Consider the following 24,237-nt stretch of genomic DNA (forward strand, 5'->3'; position numbering starts at 1 on the left):
TATGACAAACCTGGTTCCCCTATTTTATTTATTGGCGGCCATATGCTTTATCCTAGCACTTAAGGGCTTAGCCAGCCCCGTCAGTGCACGCAAAGGAAATCTACTGGGAATCACCGGGATGATTTTGGCTGTAGGTTCTACACTGATGATGCCCACCACCCATCATCATCTAATACTCATAGGTTTAATCATAGCCGGCGGTATTATTGGTACCTTTATTGCCTTAAAAATTAATATGACTGCGATCCCGCAGTTGGTAGCTGCTTTCCATTCCTTAGTGGGGATGGCTGCCGTTCTGGTCGCCTTCTGTGCTTTCCTCGCTCCAGAGTCGTTTCACATTGGTTCTGCTGGTGATATTGCCAGAGCAAGCCTGGTCGAAATGAGTTTAGGCTTGATTATTGGAGCGATTACCTTCTCAGGCTCCGTCATCGCGTTTTTAAAATTACAAGGCATCATGTCAGGTGTTCCAGTAAAATTTCCCGGTCAAAATGCGGTGAACCTGCTTATTGCTCTCGGGATTTTAGCAGCCTTAGTTGTATTTTTTATGAACCAAACACTGACCTTCTTTTGCATCATGGCCGGTTTATCCTTTTTAATTGGGGTACTGCTAATTATCCCCATTGGTGGGGCAGACATGCCGGTAGTCATTTCCATGCTGAACTCCTATTCAGGATGGGCTGCAGCAGGTATTGGTTTTACATTAAATAATAACCTATTAGTAATTACTGGAGCATTAGTAGGCGCCAGCGGGGCTATCCTGAGTTACATTATGTGTGTGGGCATGAACCGCTCTATATTCAATGTGATTTTCGGTGGTATCCAATCTTCTGGAGCATCATCTCAAGCGATTGCAGGAACAGAGTCGCGCAACGTTCGTCAAGCAAATGGTGAAGATGCAGCATTCCTGCTCAGCAATGCCAAAGATGTGATTATTATACCGGGTTATGGTATGGCAGTAGCTCACGCACAACACGCAGTAAAAGAGTTGGTTGATGCCTTAGAAAAGCGTTCAATCCGCGTACGTTTTGCGATTCACCCCGTAGCCGGTCGTATGCCTGGCCATATGAACGTATTGCTTGCTGAGGCGAATATTCCCTATGATCGGGTGTTCGAGCAAAGCGAAATCAACCGTGATTTTGCCACCTGTGATGTAGCCTTTGTTATTGGGGCTAATGATATAACCAACCCCGCGGCGAAAACAGATCCCAGCTCACCTATCTATGGAATGCCTGTTTTAGAAGTAGAAAAAGCAAAAACCGTACTATTCGTAAAACGTAGTATGTCGCCTGGTTATGCTGGCGTAGAAAATGAATTGTTCTACCATGATAATACCTATATGCTTTTCGGTGATGCCAAAATAATGACCGAATCGATTTCAAAAGCACTAGAAGAATTATAATAAAAGCTAACCCGTATTCAATGCAGCTCGCAATACGGGTTACAAATTGATTTAATTATCCGCTTGATCTTTCATAAATAGCCTCCAAGTTTGCCAAATAGACAAAAAAACTGTATCTTTGCCAGTTATTTTTTACTTTGGAGTTATTTATGCTAAGAAAAATAGGCTTCGGTTTATTATGTATGGCTGCCTCGTTAAATACTCACGCTTATTCTTTAGAAACCCCAGAAATGCAAGCACGTGCCATCACTGTTGATTATGAGTTTTTACCGAATCAACCACTAATACTCGCAAATTACATGTTTTGGACTATCAACGCTAATTGCGTAATTACTACAGAAAACCCCAGTGCAACACTAAAGGTCGTAGCCATCGCTAAAAAAGGTAAAATTAATGACATACCTTTAGCTGCAGGCGAGTCAATACAGGTTCCTGTATTTAATGGTGAAACGTTGAGATTAAGTGCTGATTCTGGTGCTCGTGTTGAAATTACTAATTTAGAGCAACTGACGGTTAAAGCAAGTTGTACAACAGCGTAAACTTGAAGCTGGGCAATTATCTGTAGGTTAGGTCTATGGCCCGACCTACCTGGCTAGCAAATGCCCAAGCTCAATGATTATACCTACCGAATCCCATTAGCTCGACAGATATATCGTTCAATATCCTGATTTACCCCATTGATAACATCCAGCTCATCTCTGTCCGGCTGAATCAAATCATACAATTCAGCACGTATTGTTTCCTCATTTCCCTGATTAAAACTACGCGATACCGCCTCTTTAAGCGTACTTCCCTCTTTACTGACAAACAAAGCGCATAAAGCCTTAATCTTTTCGGTATTAGGTTGCTCTGTGCTTTTTAAAATAGAGCGATAAAAACGAGCTCGACTTAGCTCTACCGTGCTATGATAACGGGGACTGAAGCTGCCATTATGGAAAAACTGTACCCCAGGATTTTTATGGTCATCAAGATAGGTTTCCATCCCGCGAATCGCTCTTTGCAATACGTTAGGTAAATTTCGTTGATTAATTTCCAGTACCGATAAATTAAAGCGCTGCACTTTTTCCAAGTACGCCGCAAACATTAATGAGGAATCAGTACCTGCCTGCACAGAGTATGCGGAATCATCAAATTGATATTGGCTCCCTTCAAACTCAATGTCTCCCCGCTTAGCTAAACGCCCTTGTTCAATGATCAATTGCCGATGTGGCACCACCAGTCGAGGAATAACTTGTTGCACCATTACTTTTTCATTAACCAATCGAGCAATGGGCATGTATTCGGGCTTAAAAACATCGCGTGTACGAATCACTTCGAGCGTATCGGCCATATTCACCAAGTGCCTTAAAAAGTCGATTTTGGGGTGAATATGCAGGTATTTGCGTTGAAATTCTTTAGACTCATCTTTATGGCGAATGGTATCTGCAATAAGCGTCGCTAAATCAGCACGAATGTTCATTTGCAGGATAAAATTACGGCAATTATCGGCACTTTTATCATCCCATAAATCAATGCCATCCCCTTCTCGTCCGGAATCATGTAATAAAACCGCGATACGAATTAAGTCCAGCAAATAGTCCTGGCCAATACGAAACGTTTGCGCAATTTCATCTAATGCCGTTGTATACCCCTGAACATATTGAATGTAAATTTCATCAATCTGGCTAATCAGCTCAGCCGCAGCAAGCACATGCAGCAATCCATGGGAAGAGCGAATACGAAACACATAACGTTTATCGTCTGAAATCAATTCTCTTAAAGGCTGAGGAAGCGGAATCTGCAAACGTTTGAAATTAACAACCGACATAGGTCTGGAGTAGAAATAATAATTAATACCCTCTATTAATTCATTCTCGTTTTGAATTTCGCTAAAAAGTGGCATTTTTCCCCCATAGCCATTAATTATTAAGATACGCCTAATAATTGTAGTCGTTGTTGAGACGTACTGAAAGGGAAAAATAGGAAGGGGGTAGGGTCAAATAGCTCCGTAGACGACAAAGTCGTAATACCGGGGGTGTGTGACACAGAGCCCCGTATTACATTGATAAACTTAATGCTCCCGCGTCGCCTGGAATTTAATCTTCGGATAACGCTCTTCAGCCATAGTTAAATTAACCCGCGTTGGAGCAAGATACATCAGCGCATCACCGCCATCTAAAGCCAAATAATCATAAGCCTTCGTGCGAAACTCAGTCATCGCTTTATCATCTTCAGCATAGACCCAGCGTGCACAAGTGATATTAGCCGCTTCATAGACGCAATCCACTTTATATTCATGCTTTAAACGATGCGCAACTACATCAAACTGCAACACCCCTACTGCTCCTAAAATCAATTGGTTACTGTTTAAGGGTCTAAATACCTGGGTTGCCCCCTCTTCGGATAATTCAATTAATCCTTTTAATAAAGCCTTACTTTTCAAAGGATCGCGTAAACGCACTAAACGAAATAGCTCAGGAGCAAAGTTTGGAATACCGGTGAACTTTAATTGTTCGCCTTGAGTAAAGGTGTCACCAATACGAATTGTACCGTGGTTGTGTAAACCAATAATGTCTCCCGCTAAGGCCATTTCGGTATGAGAGCGGTCACCCGCCATAAAGGTTAACGCATTAGATATCTGCACTTCCTTACCAATACGTAAATGAGATAACTTCATCCCCTTCTTGTAGATTCCTGAGCACACTCTTAAAAAGGCAATACGGTCACGATGTTTCGGATCCATATTGGCTTGGATTTTAAATACAAAGCCAGAAAAAGGTTCTTCATCTGCAGCAACCATTCGTTCTTGAGTCGCTCGTGGTTGAGGGCCTGGAGCATAACTCACATAGTCGTCCAAAAGCTCTTTAATACCAAAATTGTTGATTGCCGAACCAAAATAAACTGGCGTCATTTTACCGGCCAAATACTCGTCTACATCAAACTCATGCGATGCGCCCTTAACCAACTCAATTTCGTCACGCAACTCTTGGGCACTATCACCAAGTAGCTCATCCAATTGTGGGTTATTCAAGCCTTTGATTTGTAAGGCCTCTTGCTTTTGTGCATTTTTACCCGGTTCATAAAGATAAACAATATCTTGATAACGGTGATAAATACCTTTAAAACGCTTCCCCATACCCACGGGCCAAGTTACTGGGGCGCATTTAATACCTAGAACCGATTCCACTTCATCCAACAAATCAATCGGCTCACGGCCCTCGCGGTCTAATTTGTTAATGAACGTCATAATAGGCGTATCGCGTAAACGACAAACTTCCATTAATTTAACCGTTCTATCCTCCACCCCTTTTGCTACGTCGATAACCATCAGCGCTGAATCCACCGCGGTTAAGGTACGATAAGTATCTTCGGAGAAATCTTCGTGTCCTGGAGTATCCAACAAGTTCATCACGTGCTGGTTATGCACAAACTGCATCACGGAGGTAGTAATCGAAATCCCCCGCTCTTTTTCCATTTCCATCCAGTCGGATGTGGCGTGTCGATCTGCTTTACGGCCTTTAACCGTCCCCGCCATCTGAATGGCGCCTCCGAAGAGTAATAACTTTTCAGTCACGGTGGTTTTACCGGCATCAGGGTGAGAAATGATCGCAAAAGTGCGTCGGGTATTGAACTCCTGATAAAAATCAGACATGAAACTCTCTATATATAAAGTGTATTTAACATAGAGTGAATTTTAAGACATTCCCCATTAATTACAAGGAAAATCCCCTCTCCTAGAAGCAGAAAGAGGGGTAAAGAAGGATTCGTAAACCAGTTTTTTTACAAATAACAGCCTATGCCATCATAACCAATGATTTGACAGGATTTGTAATTGCTTTGTTCTAGTCGGTAACTAACAGAACCATATGATGCGATTATATTCCCGTCTTTATGCTGTACAAGTTGTGGTTTTTGATAAGTTAATATTGGTTCACATCCAGCCTGAACCTGTACCCAAACTGCATCCCCAGTTTGAATACGTTTGGCATTTGCTGATAAACCTTTTGTAGCACAGCCTTGGGTGGCTAACTGCTTTATCTTGGGGGAAGAAAAGAGTACATCATAAGCTGCTATTGCAGTTTTTACTGCATTTTCAGCGTCTAAAATTCCATGTCCACAAGGTTTTTTACCTACACAAGATTTATTCGGATCGGCACTGACACCAAAACCATGAGTGGTAGTAAATAGAATTTGTTCTATTTGCTCTGGACTTAAAACTTTATCGCTTGCGGAGAAGATTAAACCAGCAACCCCTGCCACATGCGGTGTAGCCATACTGGTACCCTGATAATAATCAAATCCTGAGCCATTATAGCCACCACCGGGTTTTACTGTAGATAAGATGCCACCCCATAGCCCATAACGCTTATCCCCGCCAGGTGCCGCCAAAGTAATGCCTGGGCCATAGTTTGAGAAATAAGAACGTAGTCCTTCAGGACCCGTAGAAGCCACTTTAACTACCCCGTTGCACACTGCAGGCGCATTATAATGTTCCCAACGATTATCATTTCCTGCGGCAGCAATCAGTACCGCCCCTTGATTACGCGCAAAAAAGACCGCTTCTTGTAGGGCTTGATCACAAAAATCGATTTCATCCTTAGGTCCTCTATCAACCCCAAAACTCATATTAAGTACTTTTGCCGGGTGCATATTATTGGGAATGCCAGGCACCTCACCACCAACAGCCCAATAAATTGCATTCACTACCGCACTTTCATAAAACATGCCGGAAGCTGCTGGAATTTTTAGGGGTAAGATTTTTAAATCTTCGCCCATTCCATTCATCACATTACCATATCCGGCAATCGTTCCCGCAACATGAGTTCCATGAAATGACTTAGTTTCATCATTCAAATTATTATTATTTGCCGCAAAATTCCATCCCCAAACCTTGCCCTCACTGTCTTTGACCAGATTATTGATTAAACTCTCATGTAAGGAAATTCCGGTATCCAATACCGCGACCACAATTGGCTTTTTTGCTAACCCGGTCGTATAAGCCCATGCGCCATCACGCGAACCAGGCTTCGACTCCAACATCACCCCGGCAGGACGCTCAAACTCATCCCATTGGCTTTCATGGGTGAGTAAATCAACCAGGTTATACATTTTGGGATCGGGTACTGGGGTAAAATGACCGATTCGGTCTTTTACCGCATATAATACCTCAGGATTTTTACGCAGACGCTCGAGAATCATAGTCGTAGGATCTGTTTTTTCTTGCGCGAAATTAGCCGGAACATCCATGATCAGTGAGTAGGCCCCATTCGCCATGGGCTTTAATTCTTGAACGGGTAATTGTGAAAATTGGGTAATTTGCGATTTTAATGAAATTGTATTTTTTATTTGTTGTTTGTATTTAATAATGATGTGAATGCTGTCTTGATTAGGAAGAGCAAACGCTCCTTGAGCCATGGACAAAAGCCCTAAACCGATAATCCCTGCTTTAGTGTGCATACCCCAATCTCCTTATAAAATGGATAAAGCGCAATCCAGTATAAGATAAATATCAAAACAAGAATAGGGGCTTTAATTTGTAGGGTTAGGGTTCAAACGAAGCGCCATCAAGCTCATGCCCTAACCCCTCTTGTGAGGACTTTATGCTGTGGAATTCAGCCTTAAAACGTTGATTATTAGACAACGTCGTGACTTGCATGCGTTCTAATACTTGGTACAAATCTTTAGTAATGGTGGTTATTTCAACTTCATTGTGAGTTTGTGCAATAACTTGCCGTTTCTCAATGAGAAATTGGCCCATGCTCACATCATTTTTTGCGCATTTCTCAATGTCATGCAAGAAGGTTTCGCATACTTTTTTAGCTTGATCAATTACATGATTACTCACGATCTTATTTAAAACAGACTCCAGGCTTACCTGAATTTCATCAAGTTCAGATTCGTTACGGGCGGCACTAATTTGTTCATAGGTTTCTTGGACTAACTTATTAACCGATTGGTTGTTATATGAAAAATTAAGAACGACAAATTCATCAATATATTCTTGGCAATGTTCTTTGGCCCGGCTTAAATCATCGAGATCTTTAAGTTTTTGCAGATAATCCAACCCCTCCCGTACCGAAGTATATTTCGAGGGATTAACTTTATCATTTAAAATATGATCCTTTTTTAGAGACATAGGCGTAAGCTCATATTTTGTTATCCTGGTTTAAGTTTAGTCTCTATGTTGTATTTTACAACCTGGGATTCAATTCTAATTGAAATGGAGCAGGCCGAGCGCTAAGCCTAGCATGGGAGTACATAACATAGTATTTGCTGGGCTTTATAGCAGCCCAGCATGATTTGGAATTTAGGAGAGGAGATTAATAACGATAATGTTCAGGCTTGTATGGTCCTTTAACGTCAACACCCAAATACCGCGCTTGCTCTTGAGTTAATTGCGTTAATTTTGCACCGATACGCTCCAAATGCAAATGCGCTACTTTTTCATCTAAAACTTTAGGTAAAACATAAACCTGTCGTTCGTAATTCGCGGCATGTTGGAATAATTCCATTTGCGCAAGAACCTGGTTAGTAAAGGATGCTGACATCACAAAACTTGGGTGTCCGGTTGCGCACCCTAAATTAACTAAACGCCCTTCAGCCAAGAGAATAATACGTTTACCGTCAGGGAAAATAACATGATCAACCTGAGGTTTAATGTTTTCCCATGGGTACTGTTTTAAACTGTGCACATCAATTTCAGAATCAAAATGGCCAATATTGCATAAGATGGCTTGGTTACGCATACGCCTCATATGCTCATGAGTCACTACATGATAGTTACCGGTTGCCGTTACCACGATGTCAACTTGCTCAGCTACATCATCTAAGGTAACCACTCGATACCCTTCCATCGCTGCTTGTAATGCACAAATAGGATCGATTTCAGCGATAAAGACCGTAGCACCTTGTCCACGTAGCGCTTGAGCACACCCTTTACCCACATCACCATAACCTAAAATCACTGCTACTTTACCCGCAATCATTACATCCGTTGCACGCTTTAATCCATCCAATAAGGATTCACGACAGCCATAAAGGTTATCAAATTTAGATTTGGTAACTGCATCGTTCACATTGATCGCAGGCATTTTTAAATCGCCCTTTTTGGCCATGTCATAAAGGCGAGCAACCCCAGTAGTTGTTTCTTCCGAAACCCCTTTGATTGCGTCCAAAAGCTCTGGATGCTTTTCATGGATGACTTGCGTTAAATCGCCGCCATCATCTAAAAGTAAATTAGGGGTCCAGTTATCTGGACCTCTTAAGGTTTGTTCTACACACCACCAATACTCCTCCTCAGTTTCCCCTTTCCAGGCAAAAACCGGAATTTCTTCCGCAGCAATTGCGGCAGCCGCATGATCTTGAGTAGAAAAAATATTACATGAAGACCAACGAACTTCAGCACCTAAGGCGACTAAAGTTTCAATCAACACTGCAGTTTGAATAGTCATATGCAAGCAACCCGCAATACGCGCGCCTTTTAACGGCTTCGTTGCGCCAAACTCTTCACGTAAAGCCATCAAACCTGGCATTTCCGTTTCTGCAATGGCAATTTCTTTACGTCCCCAAGACGCTAAGGACAGATCAGCTATTTTATAATCTTGATTCATAGTTCCCTTATTTACTAAATCCATGGTGATTTCCTTATAGTGCTTTCTGTAATAAAGCGACCTTATCTAAACGTTCCCAAGGAAATTGCTCACGTCCGTAATGCCCGTACGTTGCTGTTTCTCTATAAATTGGGCGCAGTAAATTATGATGTTCAATAATACCTTGCGGAGTTAAGTCAAAATGCTCCTGAATTAACTCAATAATTTCATGATTAGCTAAACGACCAGTACCAAAAGTTTCCACAAAAATAGAAGTAGGTTCCGCAACCCCAATCGCGTAAGACACCTGGAGTTCACACTTATCAGCTAAACCAGCAGCCACAATATTTTTAGCAACGTGCCGCGCCGCATAAGCCGCTGAACGATCTACTTTTGATGGATCCTTACCCGAGAAGCATCCGCCCCCGTGTCTGGCAGTACCACCATAGGTATCCACAATGATTTTACGGCCAGTTAAACCACAATCTCCTAGTGGACCACCAATAACAAAACGGCCAGTAGGGTTAATAAAATAACGAGTCTTGTTAGTTAACCATTCTGCAGGCAGGGTTGTTTTAATAATTTCTTCACGTACCGCTTCCACTAAATCTTGGTGGCTAACTTCTTCAGAATGCTGTGTGGAAACGACTACAGTATCCACTTCAACAGGCATGCCATGCTCATAGCGTAAGGTTACTTGGCTTTTTGCATCGGGACGTAACCAAGATAAATCACCTGATTTGCGTAATTGCGCTTGTTTTTCCATCAAACGATGGGCATAAGCAATGGGTGCAGGCATATAAACATCGGTTTCACGACTTGCATAACCAAACATAATACCTTGGTCACCAGCACCTTGAAGTTTAGTTGTTGTATTATCCACGCCTTGGGCAATATCTGGTGATTGCTTACCAATAGCCGACAATACCGCGCAAGACTCCCAGTCAAAACCCATTTGGGAACTGTTATATCCAATGTCCTTAACTACATTTCGCGTTACAGCCTCAACATCAACCCAAGCTTTAGTAGTAATTTCTCCACCAACTAAAACCATCCCTGTTTTAACATAAACCTCACAAGCCACACGAGCTTTAGGGTCTTGTTCAAGAATAGCATCTAAGATTGCATCAGAAATCTGATCTGCTATCTTATCTGGATGTCCTTCAGAAACCGATTCGGAAGTGAAGACAAAGCTCTCATTCATTGTAAATCCTCTTTAAAGGGGGTTATCCCATTAACTTAATAAACTCATTAAATATTACTTCTATATCATGCGGTCCAGGGCTTGCCTCAGGATGTCCTTGGAAACCGAGTGCTGGTTTTTCTTTATGGCGAATACCTTGTAAGGTCCCATCAAACAAAGAACGATGCGTCACAGCCAAACACTCTGGCAAACTGTTTTCATCCACGGTAAATCCATGATTTTGACTGGTAATAAATACGCGTTGGCTACCCTCAGTTTCAATAACTGGGTGATTTGCTCCATGATGACCAAATTTCATTTTTTTGGTCTCACCACCACAGGCTAACGCTAAAATCTGAAAGCCAAGGCAAATACCAAACACAGGAATACCCTGCTTTAAAAACGCTTGCGTCGCTTTAATTGCGTAGTCACAAGCTTCTGGGTCCCCAGGACCATTTGATAACAATATACCATCTGGCTCCATTGCCAATACTTCTTCAGCAGAGGTTTGGGCAGGAACGATGGTGAGATGGCATCCTTTATCATATAAAATACGTAAAATATTGTGCTTTACCCCAAAATCATAGGCGACCACGTGATACTGCTGTGGGCGAGAAGCAGGTCCCCATTCTCCCCGTCCTTCATGCCAACGCTCAGTCGTTTTTCGAGAAACCTCCAAGGCCAAATCCATACCTTGTAAGCCGGCGAATGATTTTGCCTTAGCCAGAGCGTGCTCGGGGTTACTGACATCAGTACTAATACAAGCCCCGATGGCTCCATGTTCACGCAGCCTTAACGTCAAATCGCGGGTATCGATTTCTGCGATAGCAACTACTCCGTGCTTCTTAAGCCATTCAGCAAGCGATTGTTCTGCACGATAATTACTGTAGGTGGCCGAATAATTCCTCATCACTAAACCGGCAGCCCAAACCGAATTCGATTCCATGTCCTCATAAGTGCAACCAGTGTTGCCCACATGAGCCGAAGTCAGGGTAATAATCTGGCGAGCATAGGAGGGATCACTAAGCATTTCCTGATAGCCAGTTAAGGAGGTATTAAAAACCAATTCACCAACACAGTCACCACTAGCGCCTACAGAAATGCCTTCATACACCGATCCCTCGGCTAACACTAAAATTGCTGGTTGATTCATCATGAGCACACTCTTTGTTGTGTGTAATCTGCCAGCATGGTTTGAAATCCTGAATCAACCTATGCTGGCATGCACAAAAATGTGCAGAAATTACACATAAAAATAATGCGTCATTGTAACTTAATTAGCTCAAAATTTCATGTCTTCAAAAAACTTTTTCACTCCCGCAAACCATGAGCTGGTACGTGGTGAATGATTTGCCTTAGCATTTTCCAAAGATTCTTGTAATTGGTTCAATAAGTCCTTCTGCTCGCGAGAAAGATTAACCGGAGTTTCAACAACAACTTTACATAATAAATCGCCTTGACCATGCCCACGTACCGACTTCATGCCTTTGCTTCTTAAGCGGAACACTTTACCTGTTTGCGTTTCTTCAGGAATCTTTAAGGTAACTCGGCCTTCAAGAGTAGGAACCTCAATAGCTCCCCCTAATGCAGCCGTGATAAAGCTAATGGGTACTTCACAATGTAAGTCATTATCTTGACGCTCGAAGATTGTGTGTTTTTTAACATTGATTTGTACGTACAGGTCGCCAGGTCCACCACCGTATATCCCAGCCTCGCCTTCACCGCTCAAGCGAACGCGATCGCCATTATCAACACCGGCAGGAATTTTAACCGTTAGTTTCTTACTTTCACGGATACGACCTTGCCCATGACAGCTGGTGCATGGGTCAGTAACTACCCTACCCTCTCCATGGCAACTTGGACAGGTTTGTTGAATTGAAAAGAAACCTTGCTGAATGCGTACTTGTCCCATGCCATTACAAGTTTCGCAAGTTTTTGGCTGCGTACCGGGTTTAGCTCCCGAACCATCACAGGTGTTACACGCGCCTTGTCTTGGCACAGTGATCTCAACGTCTTTGCCTGTAGCCGCCTCTTCGAGCGTCAGAGTGATGTTAAATTGTAAGTCCGCGCCACGTTGGCCACGTGATTGACGTCCGGCACCACGGCCCCCAGAAAATATGTTTTCAAAAATATCTTCAAAGACATCGCCAAAGCCACCAAAACCACCCCCGCCGAAGCCACCGCGTGATGGATCAACGCCTGCATGACCATATTGATCATAAGCCGCACGTTTTTGTTGATCAGAAAGGATGCTGTACGCATTTTGAATTTCTTTGAATTTTTCTTCTGCGGAGGAATCACCGGGATTGCGATCTGGATGGTACTTCATCGCCAGCTTGCGGTATGCTTTTTTAATTTCTGCATCACTCGCCGTTCGACTTACTTCTAAAAGCTCATAATAATCCCGCTGTTCCATAACTACTCACATATATAGATAAAATTAGTTTAAATACCGTCTCGTAAAAACGCAGTTTGGGCCGACGGCACCAACAATAATCCCTATTCATTGCATTATAGCCATGAATAGGGATTATTGCTGGGCCTTTCGGCCCAATCAAGGTTTTACTAAACCCTTTGAATAAACGATTACTTCTTATCGTCCTTAACTTCTTCGAATTCAGCATCCACAACACCGTCATCTGCTTTTGCAGACTCATGAGCGGGTTCTTCCTGCGCGCCACCTGGTTGAGCTTGGCCTTCTGCTGATTTTTTCGCGTAAACGCGCTCTGCCATTTTCGCAGAAGCATCGGTTAACGTTTTTAATTTCGCTTCAATTTCTGCTTTATCAGTACCTTGAACTGCTTCTTTTAATTCAGCCACTGCAGTTTCAATGCCTTTTTTCTCATCTTCAGAAAGTTCTTCAGCTAAATCTTTCACTGATTTTTCACAGCTGTGAATCAAACTATCTGCCTGATTACGAAGCTCAGCTAACTCTTTGAACTTCTTATCTTCTTCAACATGAGATTGCGCATCTTTAACCATTGCATCCACTTCTTCATCGCTTAAACCACTAGAGGCTTTAATGACAATAGATTGTGCCTTGCCGGTTGCTTTATCTTTAGCAGAAACGTTCAGTATACCATTCGCGTCAATATCAAAAGTTACTTCAATTTGGGGTACGCCACGTGGTGCAGGAGGAATATCACCTAAATCAAATCGACCTAAAGATTTGTTTGCAGATGCTTGCTCACGCTCACCTTGTAATACGTGTACCGTTACTGCAGTTTGGTTGTCATCCGCAGTCGAGAACACTTGGTTTGCCTTAGTTGGAATTGTCGTGTTTTTCTCGATGAGCTTGGTCATAATACCGCCCATTGTTTCAATACCTAATGACAATGGAGTTACGTCAAGCAAGAGAATATCTTTCACTTCACCAGACAATACTGCTGCTTGAATTGCAGCCCCTACAGCTACTGCTTCATCCGGGTTCACGTCTTTACGTGGTTCTTTACCGAAGAACTCTTCCACAGTTTTTTGAACTAAAGGCATGCGAGTCTGACCACCAACCAAAATAACTTCATTGATTTGTGATACAGATAAGCCCGCATCTTTCAATGCTGTTTTACAAGGTTCAATAGTACGCTCAACCAATTTCTCAACTAAAGACTCTAATTTTGCACGAGTTAACTTAATATTTAAGTGTTTTGGTCCAGTTGCATCTGCAGTGATGTAAGGCAAGTTAACGTCTGTTTGTTGTGCAGAAGACAATTCAATTTTTGCCTTTTCAGCTGCTTCTTTCAAACGTTGTAATGCTAATGGATCATTATGTAAATCAATGCCAGAATCTTTTTTGAATTCTGCAGCTAAATATTCAATCAATGCCAAGTCAAAATCTTCACCACCGAGGAAGGTATCGCCATTTGTAGCTAATACTTCGAATTGGTGTTCGCCATCAACCTCAGCAATTTCAATGATGGAAATATCAAACGTACCACCACCAAGGTCGTATACAGCAATGATGGAATCGCCACGTTTTTTGTCCATACCGTATGCAAGAGCAGCTGCAGTAGGCTCGTTAATAATACGTTTTACTTCAAGACCAGCAATACGTCCGGCATCTTTAGTTGCTTGACGTTGTGAATCGTTGAAGTATGCAGGTACGGTAATAACTGCCTCTTTTACCTCTTCACCTAAATAATCTTCTGCAGTCTTTTTCATTTTACGTAACACTTCAGCAGAAATTTGTGGTGGCGCTTTATCCTGACCTTGTACTTTAACCCAAGCATCACCATTGTCTGCTTTGATGATTTTGTATGGAACCATCTTAATGTCTTTTTGTACTACGCCATCTTCAAAACGACGACCAATTAAACGCTTAATCGCGAATAAGGTTTTTTCAGGGTTTGTTACTGATTGGCGTTTTGCAGATTGACCCACTAGGATTTCACCGTCATCAGTGTATGCAACAATTGAAGGCGTTGTACGATGACCTTCACCGTTATCAATAACCCGAGGCTTATCACCTTCCATTACCGCGACACATGAGTTAGTTGTACCTAAGTCTATTCCAATAATCTTTGCCATTCTTTTCTTACTCCAAATTAATATTTTTCACTATGTGATGAAATTCATATGGGGGATATCCCCCTGATTTCAACCCATTTCCTGAATTATTTTTTTGCTACAATAACGCGTGCTGGTCTTATGACGCGATCATTGAGCTTGTACCCTTTCTGGAATACGGCAATAACGGTATTCGGTGCAACATCAGGTGCATCTTGCATCGTCATTGCTTCATGTTCTTGAGGATCAAAAGGCAACCCCATCGGATCCAGTTGCTGTACATCAAATTTCTGCAATACATCGACAAATAATTTCATCGTTAATTCGAGGCCTTCACGCATTGCCGTATCCTCTGCTTTAGCAGCCAATTGTAAAGCTTGTTCTAAGCTATCCATAATCGGTAATAAAGCGCTGATCAGTTTTTCAGTACCATATCGATGCGCATTAGCAATTTCACGTTCAGCACGGCGGCGCACGTTATCCAACTCAGCCATAGCACGTACAGACTTTTCCCAGTTTTCATGGGCTTTTTGCTCAGCAAGAGTTAATTGCTCGCTTAATTCTTTATAATTCACATGCTCCAAGCCTTCCTCATGATGAACCGGCTCGTCAACATCATTATGTTCTTCAGTAGGTTGCTCCTCGTGAGCTTCGTGTTCTTCTTTAAATTTATTCCAATCTTTTTTATCGTGTTTGCTCATCCAAATAACTCCTGACTAACCTGAACTATGCACATGGGGACAGTAGCAATAAATTTCAAGGGTTGTTTTTAAAATAAGTTTCTTCGTTTAAGTCGAGGAGCATTGGGGCCAAGAGAGTAGAAATGTAAATAGGTCCTGTTGCAGTATGTGTCCATTTATTCCATACTTAGACACCGAAAAAGTCACTTGGATTTATTATGCAAAAATGGTCGCCAACTTCCTGGCTCCAGCGCTCCTATTTGCAAGCTGCAAACTATGCTGATGAAACACAGCTAAAAAAAGCTGTGAATCAATTGAGCCTGCTGCCACCACTGGTTACCAGTAGTGAAGTAAAACATTTAAAAAGAGAAATTGCCCGCGCAGGACGCGGTGAAGCCTTTATTCTTCAAGGTGGTGATTGTGCCGAATCATTTAATGATTGTCGCTCAGAGATTATCAGCAATAAACTGAAAATCATGCTGCAAATGAGTTTGATCTTATTACATGGCCTACGCAAACCCATTATTCGCGTTGGCCGCATTGCCGGACAATACGCCAAACCACGTTCTTCTGATTTTGAAACTATTGATGGGATTACTTTACCCAGTTATCGTGGTGACTTGGTTAACTCACCCGAATTTACTGCAGAAGCTAGAGAACCGAATCCTAATTTATTGCTTCAAGCATACAGTTACTCAGGTATTACCCTGAATTTTATTCGTGCTTTATTGGATAGTGGTTTCGCAGATTTGAATCACCCTCAGCGTTGGGATTTAGGTTTTGTAGAACATTCTCAGCAAAAAGAAGAATATAAGACATTAGTTAATTCAATTAGCGATGCTTTAGATTTTCTGGAAACTATTGATGGCATTCAATCCAGCAACCTATCGAAGGTTGATTTTTATACCTCTCATGAAGCCCTGCATCTGCATTATGAGCAAGCCCTGACTCGACAATTAGAAGATGGTTTGTGGTATAACTTATCCACGCATCTTCCTTGGATTGGCATGAGAACCGCCCAAGCGGATAGCGCTCACTTAGAGTTCTTACGCGGTGTACAAAATCCTTTAGGTATAAAAATTGGCCCTAGTGCCACGCCTGAATGGTTGCAAGAAGTGCTTGAAATTGCGAACCCAAATCGTGAAGAAGGACGTCTATTATTATACACACGTTTAGGTGCGCAGGAGATCGATCGTCTATTACCGCCCCTGATTGAAGCGGTGAAAAAAATGAACATTCCGGTGACCTGGTCTTGTGATCCGATGCATGGTAATACCGAAAGTACTGCAGATGGCATTAAAACACGTCATTTTGATAACATCCTTTTAGAGTTACAAAAGGCTCTGGAAATTCACCGGGAAATGGGTAGTTATCTGGGTGGGGTTCATTTTGAGCTCACTGGAGATAACGTCACTGAGTGTATTGGTGGCGCTCGCGGTTTAGCGGCTGATGATCTAAAGACCGCTTATCATAGTTTGGTGGATCCTCGCTTAAACTATGAGCAATCGATTGAAATGGCATTGCAATTAAGTCGTCAGTTTAGAGTTTAATGCCCTTTAGCAACGTTTAAACAACGTCATCCTGAGAAGTTCTTTCAGGATGACCTTGCCACACTCAGCGATGATAAAATGGACTAAACTCATGCACCGCCTCAACCATCGCCGCGACGTGCTCTGGAGGCACATCAGGGGTAATACCATGCCCTAAATTAAATACATGCCCCGTACCATGTCCATAAGAGGCCAATACTTTTTGCACCTGTTCACGAATACATTTCTCAGAGCTTAACAGTACCGAAGGATCTAAATTCCCTTGCAACGCTACTTTATCGCCCACTCTACGACGTGCCTGCCCCAAATCACAGGTCCAATCCACTCCCAGAGCATCACAACCTGTAGCCGTCATGTACTCTAACCATTGCCCACCACCTTTCGTAAATAAAATCACGGGGATGTCAGGATGATTCGCTTTCAACTGTTGAATGATTTGCTGCATGTAAGCTAAGGAAAATGATTGGTAATTTTCTGGCGTGAGTATTCCACCCCAAGTGTCAAAAAGCATCACCGCATTCACACCTGCCTTGATTTGCTCGCCCAGATAATCCGCTACAGATAACGTCAGTTTCTGTAATAAAAGATGGGCGGCTTCACTTTCAGTGTAAATCAGCTTTAAAATACGCTTAAAATCTCTCGTGCTCTGTCCTTCAACCATATAACAGGCTAAAGTCCAAGGGCTACCCGCAAAACCAATCAGAGGAAGCTCTTGAGGCATTTCCTTGCGGATTAAACGCACCGCATTCATCACATAAGCCAAAGAATCGGTGGTCTCAGGAACGTGCAACTTTTTAATCGCCTCCAGATCACGTAGTGGATGCTGAAAACAAGGCCCCTCTCCTTCAGCAAAATACAACCCCAACCCCATGGCATCCGGAATAGTTAAAATATCAGAGAATAAAATCGCGGCGTCCATCGCATAGCGTCGCAATGGTTGTAGAGTTACTTCGCAAGCCAGTTCGGGGTTCTTGCAAAGGCTTAAAAAATCCCCAGCCTGTGCTCGTGTCTGTCGGTATTCGGGTAAATAACGGCCTGCTTGGCGCATCATCCATAAGGGGGTTCGTTCAACAGGTTGGCGTCTTAACGCACGAAGAAATAAAGATTGGTTTAGATCATACATAGGGCAACCCCAGCATTATTAAAAAATGCGCCTATCTTACCATAAGCCATACAAATCGGACTTAATTAAGAAAGAAAATTTAGGTAAAATAGGCTCAAACCAAATGAGTAGGAAAAATAGTGGATACCTTACATATTAAAGGCTTAAAGGCGAGTACCCGCATTGGCGTGTATACCTGGGAACAGCACATTAACCAACAATTACTTATCGACATTAGCATTGATACTGATTTAAGCGCATGCCAAGAAGACATCCATAGAACCATTGATTATGCGGCTCTTTGCGAAACAGTGACCCACTATGTGGAATCGAAGGCATTTCAACTTATTGAAACAGTAGCGAATGAAGTAGCTCTGTTCATCCAAGAAAATTTTAAGGTAACTCAGCTTACTGTCGGTGTTAGTAAACCTCATGCCATAAAAAATGCGGATAATATTCAAGTCATTGTGCGCCGTTAAGCGCATTAAATCGCGCTCATAAAGTAAAAAAATACACATTAATGCCTAATAATGATACCATCGCCCCCTTATTTGCTTACAGAGAATCATAGTGTTTTCACTTATTGTTAGCGGTATTATCGTTTTAGGCAAAATATTATTAGGCTTAGCCCTTGCAGGAATCTCTCTGGCCATCGTAGCCCTGATTGCCCATGCTATTTTTGCCAATCAATTACCTCCCAGACAAAAAATTTCACTTACCGATGGGCGAGTCATGGAGGGCCCTGACAAAATCCTCGGCGAAGGGGCATTTGGCGCCGTACACCAATATCAGCTTGAGAATAAACCCGTAGCCGTTAAAATGCCCAAAGAGCGTCAATACGATAAACTACAACAACATGAACTTGCCTTATTAAAAAAAGCAAATCCTCATCCTCAAATTCTCAATTTGCTCGGTGAAGCCCAAGTAAATTACACAACGTGGATCGTTACCGAATTCATGCACGGATCTCTGCGCGGTTTATTGGATAATCTTCCCAATCTATCCTGGAAAACCAAATTATCCATCGCCATTCAAATTGTCAAAGGAGTGATGCATTTGCATACTGTATCCAACGGGGTATTTCAAAAAGAAATGATAGTTCATCAAGATTTAAAACCAGATAACATACTTGTGGACCGCTTTGAAGACACACCTAAAATTAAAGCTAAAATTGCTGATTTTGGTATTGCAAAAGAGGTTTATGCTATTAGTCTACCAATAATAGGCACCATTGCTTCAGGTGTCGTAAGAGGTGTGGAAGGAGGAACCATGATCTATGCGGCTCCCGAAACAGCAAAAGCCTTAATGAAAGGCAAAGGAAGTGCTGGTCCCAAGTGTGATATTTTTAGTATAGGTATTATCTTATGGGAGCTCGCCACTGGACGTAAGCCTCAAAGAACAGTAGAAGAAATCATTGAAGGTCGATTTGATGAGTTTGCAAAGGAACTACAACAAAATCGCCCCCCCCAGCCTAAAAAATCGTTCTTTGGTTCGGTTAGCCAAACAACTAAGCCAACGTACTCTCAATGTGGATTTTTTGGCCCACTCATTAAATCATGTATTACACCCAAGCCCGAGAAACGCAAAACAGCGACAGAATTATTAGAGAAGTTGGAACAATTATCGGTTTGAAAATGACTGGAACTATAAATTAAGTGTAGTCTTATTAGCGCAGCGGAATACGGATCGAGGCCTGATTGTGGTGTACTGCTCCGTCTCTACACTACGCTAAAACGGGCTACATCAGGTTTACAGGCCATTAACCAGCAGTAACCATTCCATGTAAACGGGAGTTGCGCGCTAAATCCCCTTGCGCTCGTTGTGCTAAAGTGCGATTCGCATAAGGCCCAACCACAACCCGATACCAAATGCCTTTGGTCGCATGATTAATTGGAATTATGCTCACATTAAACCCTTTAAGCGTTAGGCTGCCTTTCATTTGCTCTGCATCACGGCGCGCCTTGAAGGCGGCAACCTGCACGGAAAAAGCACCTCGGCTGACCATCGGGGCTACAGACCGTACTTCCCCAACGCGTACTGGTGCAGGCACCTGCATTTTGGCTATCGCTGGAGCAGGCTTTGCTGCTGATGCAGTGACGGTCGTAGCAGCTACAGCAGTTTGTGCTGTGGCCGTAGTAATATTAGGGGCCGCTACCGTAGCGGTGGAAGCTGCTGCCGTAGTAGTCACAGGACGAGAGGCATTGTTTGCTGCTGGTTGTGAGTTCGGTGTTTTTTCATTCGTCAATAGAGTATAAAACTCAAACTTTGGCTTGGGAGGAATGGCTGCCTGGCGTTCAGCCTGAGGCTTTGGTGCTTCTTTCCGTGCCTCATGATGAGCCAACACCTGAGAATTAACCCAGTGACTAATTGCATCAACATCAAAAACAGTCGCAGTAAAGTAACCTAGCAAAAAACACACTGCCATTACTAAAATCTGTTGCGGCGCACTCGTGTGCGCACGTCCAGACCGCTTAGTGTTATATTCTCTTCCCATCACATACTCTCAGGAGCAGATACGCCCAATAAATTCAAGCCATTATTTAATACCTGACGTACAGCCTCTAACAAACATAAACGTGCATAACGTAATTGCTCATGTTCGCATAAAAGTTGTACCGCATTATAATAGCTATGTAATCCATTAGCCAATTCACGTAAGTAATAAGCAATTTGGTGGGGTTCACATTGAATAGCCGATTGTTCAACAATTTCAGTATAACGAGCAATTAACGCAATTAATGCGGCTTCGTGAGGTTGGTCTAATAAATTAATATGTTCCAGTCCAATTGCTTTATCCCAAGATAAACCACGCTCATTCAATTGTCTTAGTACCGAGCAAATACGTGCATGGGCGTACTGAATATAGTAAACCGGATTATCACTAGACTCTGACTTCGCTAAATCCAAATCAAAATCCATATGTTGTTCTGATTTTCGCGCGACATAAAAGAAACGTGCTGCATCATTGCCCACTTCGTCACGCAGCTCTCTTAGGGTAACAAAGGAACCGCTACGAGTAGACATTTGTACCCGATCCCCGCCTCGATAAAGAATCGCAAACTGAACTAATAATACCGTCAAAGCGTTTTCGTCATGCCCCAAGGCTTTCACTGCAGAACGTAAACGAGTGACATAACCATGGTGATCAGCGCCAAAGATATTAATTACTCGGTCATAACCACGATCATATTTATTCCAATGATAAGCAACATCCGAAGCAAAATAAGTTTTTTGCCCATTAGCACGTACAAGTACACGGTCTTTTTCATCACCAAAGTCAGTCGCCTTAAACCACAAAGCTCCTTCCTGTTCAAAGGTATGCCCAGCATCTTTTAGCGCCTGGATTCCTTTTTCAATAGAACCATCTTCAAATAAAGACTGTTCGGAAAACCAATGGGTATAATGAACGCCAAATTCAGTCAAATCATCTTTAATATCATCTAAAACCGTATTCAATGCGTGCTGATGAAACAAGGTAAATGCTTCTTTTCCGATTAAAGATGCTGCTCGTTCGATCATTGCGTCAATATAAATTTCTTTATCACCACCTTGTGGTTCATCTGCAGGCATACCGTCAAGCACTTCAGCCCATGGGCGCACAAATTGCTTACCGTGCTTTGACCAGAGGATTTCAGCGATTTCAATAACATACTCACCTTTGTAAGCATTGGCAGGGAAAACAACAGGTTCAGCAGCTAATTCCAAGTATCTCAACCAGACGCTAGCCGCCAAAATATTCATTTGCCGCCCTGCATCATTAACGTAATATTCCGCATTAACATCATAACCTGCTGCACTTAACACATTGCATAAAGTTGCACCGAAAGCAGCACTACGTCCATGGCCTACATGTAAAGGGCCCGTAGGATTTGCGGAAACAAACTCGACTAGAACCTTTTGGTTTTGGCCAATAGCACTACGCCCAAACTCACCCGCTTTCGTTAAAACTTCGGTAATAATTTGTGAGCGCGCATCATTGCGGATAAAGAAGTTAATGAAGCCGGCGCCAGCAATTTCCACCTTCTCTATAGAAGCATCTTCAGGTAACGCTTGAGCTAAAAGCTCAGCAATTTTACGAGGAGCCTGGCGGCAAGGCTTAGCTAATATCAAGGCTAAATTACTAGCAAAATCACCATGAGCTGAATCTTTAGAACGATCCACTTTAATATCTACGTCCAAATCAGCAGGGACTTCTCCTGATTGTTGCAAAGCGGCTAAAGCCTGTCTTAAAAGATGCTCTACAGTTTGTTTCATGCGACTTATTTTCCATCAAAAAAATGATGGCTATTATGCTCTTTTTCGTGCCAGATGAAAAGGTTTTAAGTTAATCGACTTTTGGATTCTCCCTCTGGCATTCTTAATTAAAAAATTTAAATTAGAACCTATTAAACTAATAACAGACCGCTCTAACACTAAAACTAGATACCCTGTTTTCTGCTCTAACACCATTTGCTCTGAGCAAAGAATTTATTATTTGGTTATTAATATTCCCTTAATAAGTTTTTGTTAGCATTAAATTCTCAAAAGGTTAAATCGAGAATCAATATGCGACGTTCTTTATCTGAATTAATAAGTGATGATTTGGCTGAACTGGCCAATCACGAGTCCGACTATATCGCTAGCGAAGAAGCGATACAGGTCATGAAGGCTTTGTATAACAAGAAGATGGAACTTGATATACAATTAATACATAAGGAACAACTCCCTAAGTTTCTTCATGACAGTGCCTTATTGAAAACTCCAGGTCATTATCAATTTATTGTGGAAGTGGGGGAGCGGAGTAAATTAACACGACACAGTCCTGAGACTATTCACTATTGTGCAGTGGATTTTTTTATCCGTGCTGACGAGAGGCCATTAGCTTTCGTTGCCGATCATTACCGTGGTCATCGTGGCTACTATGCTGAATTTGCAACTATTGCAAAAACACTTGGCGTGCAATTTTTTGTAGTCGGAGGCGCTACTTACCAGGCAGATAGCGTCCACTGTCCCGTATTTTCGTTACAACATTTATTACTTACCGCAAAAGATGATGAGCTTCTTTCATTATTGGAAGGAACAGCGAAGCTCTCAAAGGATCCGGTAACCTATCTTGACTGGTCTGAATTATCTCCCATGTATATGGTCTATTCACAAAGTGTTAATACACTATTTAATTATGTTCGCGATGTGAAGCAAAAAGAAGGAACGGGCCTAGAACTGGATAGCTCTGTGCTTGCCAGCTCCCAATTTTCTCAGCGTTTACAAGAAACCTTGTACCCTGTATCACAGCCAGGTGCCAATCTGGGTAAAATCCGTAATAAAGCAATAAGATATCTTGCTGCGCATCATGCCGGAATAACTGTTACAGCACTCGAATCGGGGGCGATTTTTAATGCCGAAGAGCTTATTAATATATGTTACAAAGAGCGCTATCCGCTAGTTCACGAAATGCTGCTTAGCGCCTTACAAATAGAAAAAAAGCATCCTTTTGAAACGGATTCAGGTCTAAATAATGCGCACCCTCTTTTTGAATTGGCCTTTTATCATGCACATATTATGGAAGGATTATTAAAAAACCCGGATTTTAAAATAATTTTCGCTGATAAAAATTCTTTAATATTAATGCAAAAAGGCCTAATCAATCCCATGGACCTGTTTAATGTTTTAACGAGCTCGGGGCACCATTTAGAAGTAAATAAAGCCGCGTGTCGGAATGTCGTATCCAATTTGGTTTTATTGGCAGCTATCGTAAATAACGAGCTAGATAATAAGTTGGATATCACTTCTGATGAGCTGATTCAGGCATTATCTTCCGGAAAAACGAAAAATTTTTTCCACAATCAAGCCTTAAGTATTTTATTTGAGCAAGGCTTAATCTCCATGGAGTTATTATCACTCATTTCTCCCAACCAGGTTAAGCTTGAGCTTCTTGAACCACTAGAACTTGATGCCAAAATTGAACATTTACGCACGCAATTTACACCGACTATACAAGTGGATAATTCAGAGGACACCGACGATGAGCTTGGTTTATTTGGTTTTGCCACAGAGCTAGAGAATCCGGCGACAGATAACGCCCATTCCCTGGATGATTTATTTACTGTTCCTGACGTGCAACCAGTAACTATCGACCCCAGTCTGACGACAAAACCTCAGATACACATTGGACTTTTAGTGCAATCCATGAATAAATCTATTTTTGCTCCTCCTCCAAAGGAAAATAACATTAATGAACCGGAGCATCGTGTGGAACAAACCATATAATATTCT

The 24,237-nt window shown here is 42.2% G+C and carries 19 protein-coding genes; 6 read left to right on the plus strand and 13 right to left on the minus strand.

Translation table 11 applies throughout. The features are described from left to right. The first annotated feature begins 1 nt into the window (after position 1). The gene (locus ACD661_RS06930) at positions 2–1,399 is read left to right on the plus strand and encodes an NAD(P)(+) transhydrogenase (Re/Si-specific) subunit beta (RefSeq protein WP_400187097.1); all 1,398 of its coding nucleotides are present in this window, start codon (positions 2–4) and stop codon (positions 1,397–1,399) included. Positions 1,400–1,548: 149 nt separating this feature from the next. Further along, entirely contained in the window at positions 1,549–1,938 is a 390-nt protein-coding gene (locus ACD661_RS06935) for a hypothetical protein (protein WP_400187098.1), read from the plus strand. A gap of 83 nt (positions 1,939–2,021) precedes the next feature. Here the strand turns inward: ACD661_RS06935 and ACD661_RS06940 are convergent, their stop codons facing one another. The 10 genes from ACD661_RS06940 to grpE all read right to left on the minus strand — a co-directional run bounded on the left by ACD661_RS06940 (position 2,022) and on the right by grpE (position 15,354). After that, a complete protein-coding gene (locus ACD661_RS06940) occupies positions 2,022–3,281 on the minus strand; it encodes a hypothetical protein (protein WP_400187099.1) in 1,260 nt (419 codons plus the stop codon). A gap of 168 nt (positions 3,282–3,449) precedes the next feature. Beyond that, positions 3,450–5,030: a peptide chain release factor 3 gene (locus tag ACD661_RS06945; protein WP_400187100.1), complete on the minus strand. Its 1,581-nt coding sequence runs from the start codon at positions 5,028–5,030 to the stop codon at positions 3,450–3,452. A gap of 128 nt (positions 5,031–5,158) precedes the next feature. After that, positions 5,159–6,835 carry a S8 family serine peptidase gene (locus tag ACD661_RS06950; protein WP_400187101.1) on the minus strand — a complete coding sequence of 559 codons (1,677 nt, stop codon included), beginning with the start codon at positions 6,833–6,835 and terminating at the stop codon, positions 5,159–5,161. 85 nt (positions 6,836–6,920) lie between these two features. Continuing rightward, a complete protein-coding gene (locus ACD661_RS06955; RefSeq protein WP_400187102.1) occupies positions 6,921–7,514 on the minus strand; it encodes a hypothetical protein in 594 nt (197 codons plus the stop codon). Between the two features lie 184 nt (positions 7,515–7,698). Then, a complete protein-coding gene (gene ahcY / locus ACD661_RS06960) occupies positions 7,699–9,012 on the minus strand; it encodes an adenosylhomocysteinase (protein WP_400187103.1) in 1,314 nt (437 codons plus the stop codon). Between the two features lie 10 nt (positions 9,013–9,022). Continuing rightward, positions 9,023–10,171 (minus strand): methionine adenosyltransferase, encoded by a 1,149-nt coding sequence (metK, locus tag ACD661_RS06965; protein ID WP_400187104.1) that lies wholly within the window; start codon positions 10,169–10,171, stop codon positions 9,023–9,025. A 22-nt stretch (positions 10,172–10,193) separates the two neighbouring features. Continuing rightward, entirely contained in the window at positions 10,194–11,306 is a 1,113-nt protein-coding gene (gene carA / locus ACD661_RS06970; RefSeq protein WP_400187105.1) for a glutamine-hydrolyzing carbamoyl-phosphate synthase small subunit, read from the minus strand. Between the two features lie 126 nt (positions 11,307–11,432). Further along, complete coding sequence (gene dnaJ, locus ACD661_RS06975; protein ID WP_400187106.1) at positions 11,433–12,566, minus strand: molecular chaperone DnaJ; 1,134 nt, start codon at positions 12,564–12,566, stop codon at positions 11,433–11,435. A 170-nt stretch (positions 12,567–12,736) separates the two neighbouring features. Next, positions 12,737–14,674: a molecular chaperone DnaK gene (dnaK, locus tag ACD661_RS06980; protein ID WP_400187107.1), complete on the minus strand. Its 1,938-nt coding sequence runs from the start codon at positions 14,672–14,674 to the stop codon at positions 12,737–12,739. Between the two features lie 86 nt (positions 14,675–14,760). Further along, entirely contained in the window at positions 14,761–15,354 is a 594-nt protein-coding gene (grpE, locus tag ACD661_RS06985; protein ID WP_400187108.1) for a nucleotide exchange factor GrpE, read from the minus strand. 197 nt (positions 15,355–15,551) lie between these two features. Here grpE and ACD661_RS06990 point away from each other — a divergent pair, with 197 nt between their 5' ends. After that, positions 15,552–16,883 carry a 3-deoxy-7-phosphoheptulonate synthase class II gene (locus ACD661_RS06990; protein ID WP_400187109.1) on the plus strand — a complete coding sequence of 444 codons (1,332 nt, stop codon included), beginning with the start codon at positions 15,552–15,554 and terminating at the stop codon, positions 16,881–16,883. A 64-nt stretch (positions 16,884–16,947) separates the two neighbouring features. Here ACD661_RS06990 and hemE read toward each other — a convergent pair whose 3' ends face one another. Then, positions 16,948–18,006: a uroporphyrinogen decarboxylase gene (hemE, locus tag ACD661_RS06995; protein WP_400187110.1), complete on the minus strand. Its 1,059-nt coding sequence runs from the start codon at positions 18,004–18,006 to the stop codon at positions 16,948–16,950. A gap of 119 nt (positions 18,007–18,125) precedes the next feature. Here hemE and folB point away from each other — a divergent pair, with 119 nt between their 5' ends. Together folB and ACD661_RS07005 are read left to right on the plus strand one after the other, a co-directional pair. Next, positions 18,126–18,464: a dihydroneopterin aldolase gene (folB, locus tag ACD661_RS07000; RefSeq protein WP_400187111.1), complete on the plus strand. Its 339-nt coding sequence runs from the start codon at positions 18,126–18,128 to the stop codon at positions 18,462–18,464. 91 nt (positions 18,465–18,555) lie between these two features. Further along, entirely contained in the window at positions 18,556–19,617 is a 1,062-nt protein-coding gene (locus ACD661_RS07005) for a protein kinase domain-containing protein (protein ID WP_400187112.1), read from the plus strand. A 127-nt stretch (positions 19,618–19,744) separates the two neighbouring features. Here the strand turns inward: ACD661_RS07005 and ACD661_RS07010 are convergent, their stop codons facing one another. Further along, positions 19,745–20,479 carry an SPOR domain-containing protein gene (locus ACD661_RS07010; RefSeq protein WP_400187113.1) on the minus strand — a complete coding sequence of 245 codons (735 nt, stop codon included), beginning with the start codon at positions 20,477–20,479 and terminating at the stop codon, positions 19,745–19,747. Beyond that, positions 20,479–22,239 (minus strand): arginine--tRNA ligase, encoded by a 1,761-nt coding sequence (gene argS, locus ACD661_RS07015; RefSeq protein ID WP_400187114.1) that lies wholly within the window; start codon positions 22,237–22,239, stop codon positions 20,479–20,481. Before argS ends, ACD661_RS07010 begins: the two co-directional genes overlap by 1 nt. Before the next feature lie 291 nt (positions 22,240–22,530). Between argS and ACD661_RS07020 the strand changes: the two genes are divergently transcribed. Next, a complete protein-coding gene (locus tag ACD661_RS07020; RefSeq protein ID WP_400187115.1) occupies positions 22,531–24,231 on the plus strand; it encodes a hypothetical protein in 1,701 nt (566 codons plus the stop codon). Positions 24,232–24,237 lie beyond the last annotated feature (6 nt).

This window comes from Legionella lytica (genome assembly GCF_044626755.1).
In the GTDB taxonomy this organism is placed as follows: Bacteria; Pseudomonadota; Gammaproteobacteria; order Legionellales; family Legionellaceae; genus Legionella; species Legionella lytica_A.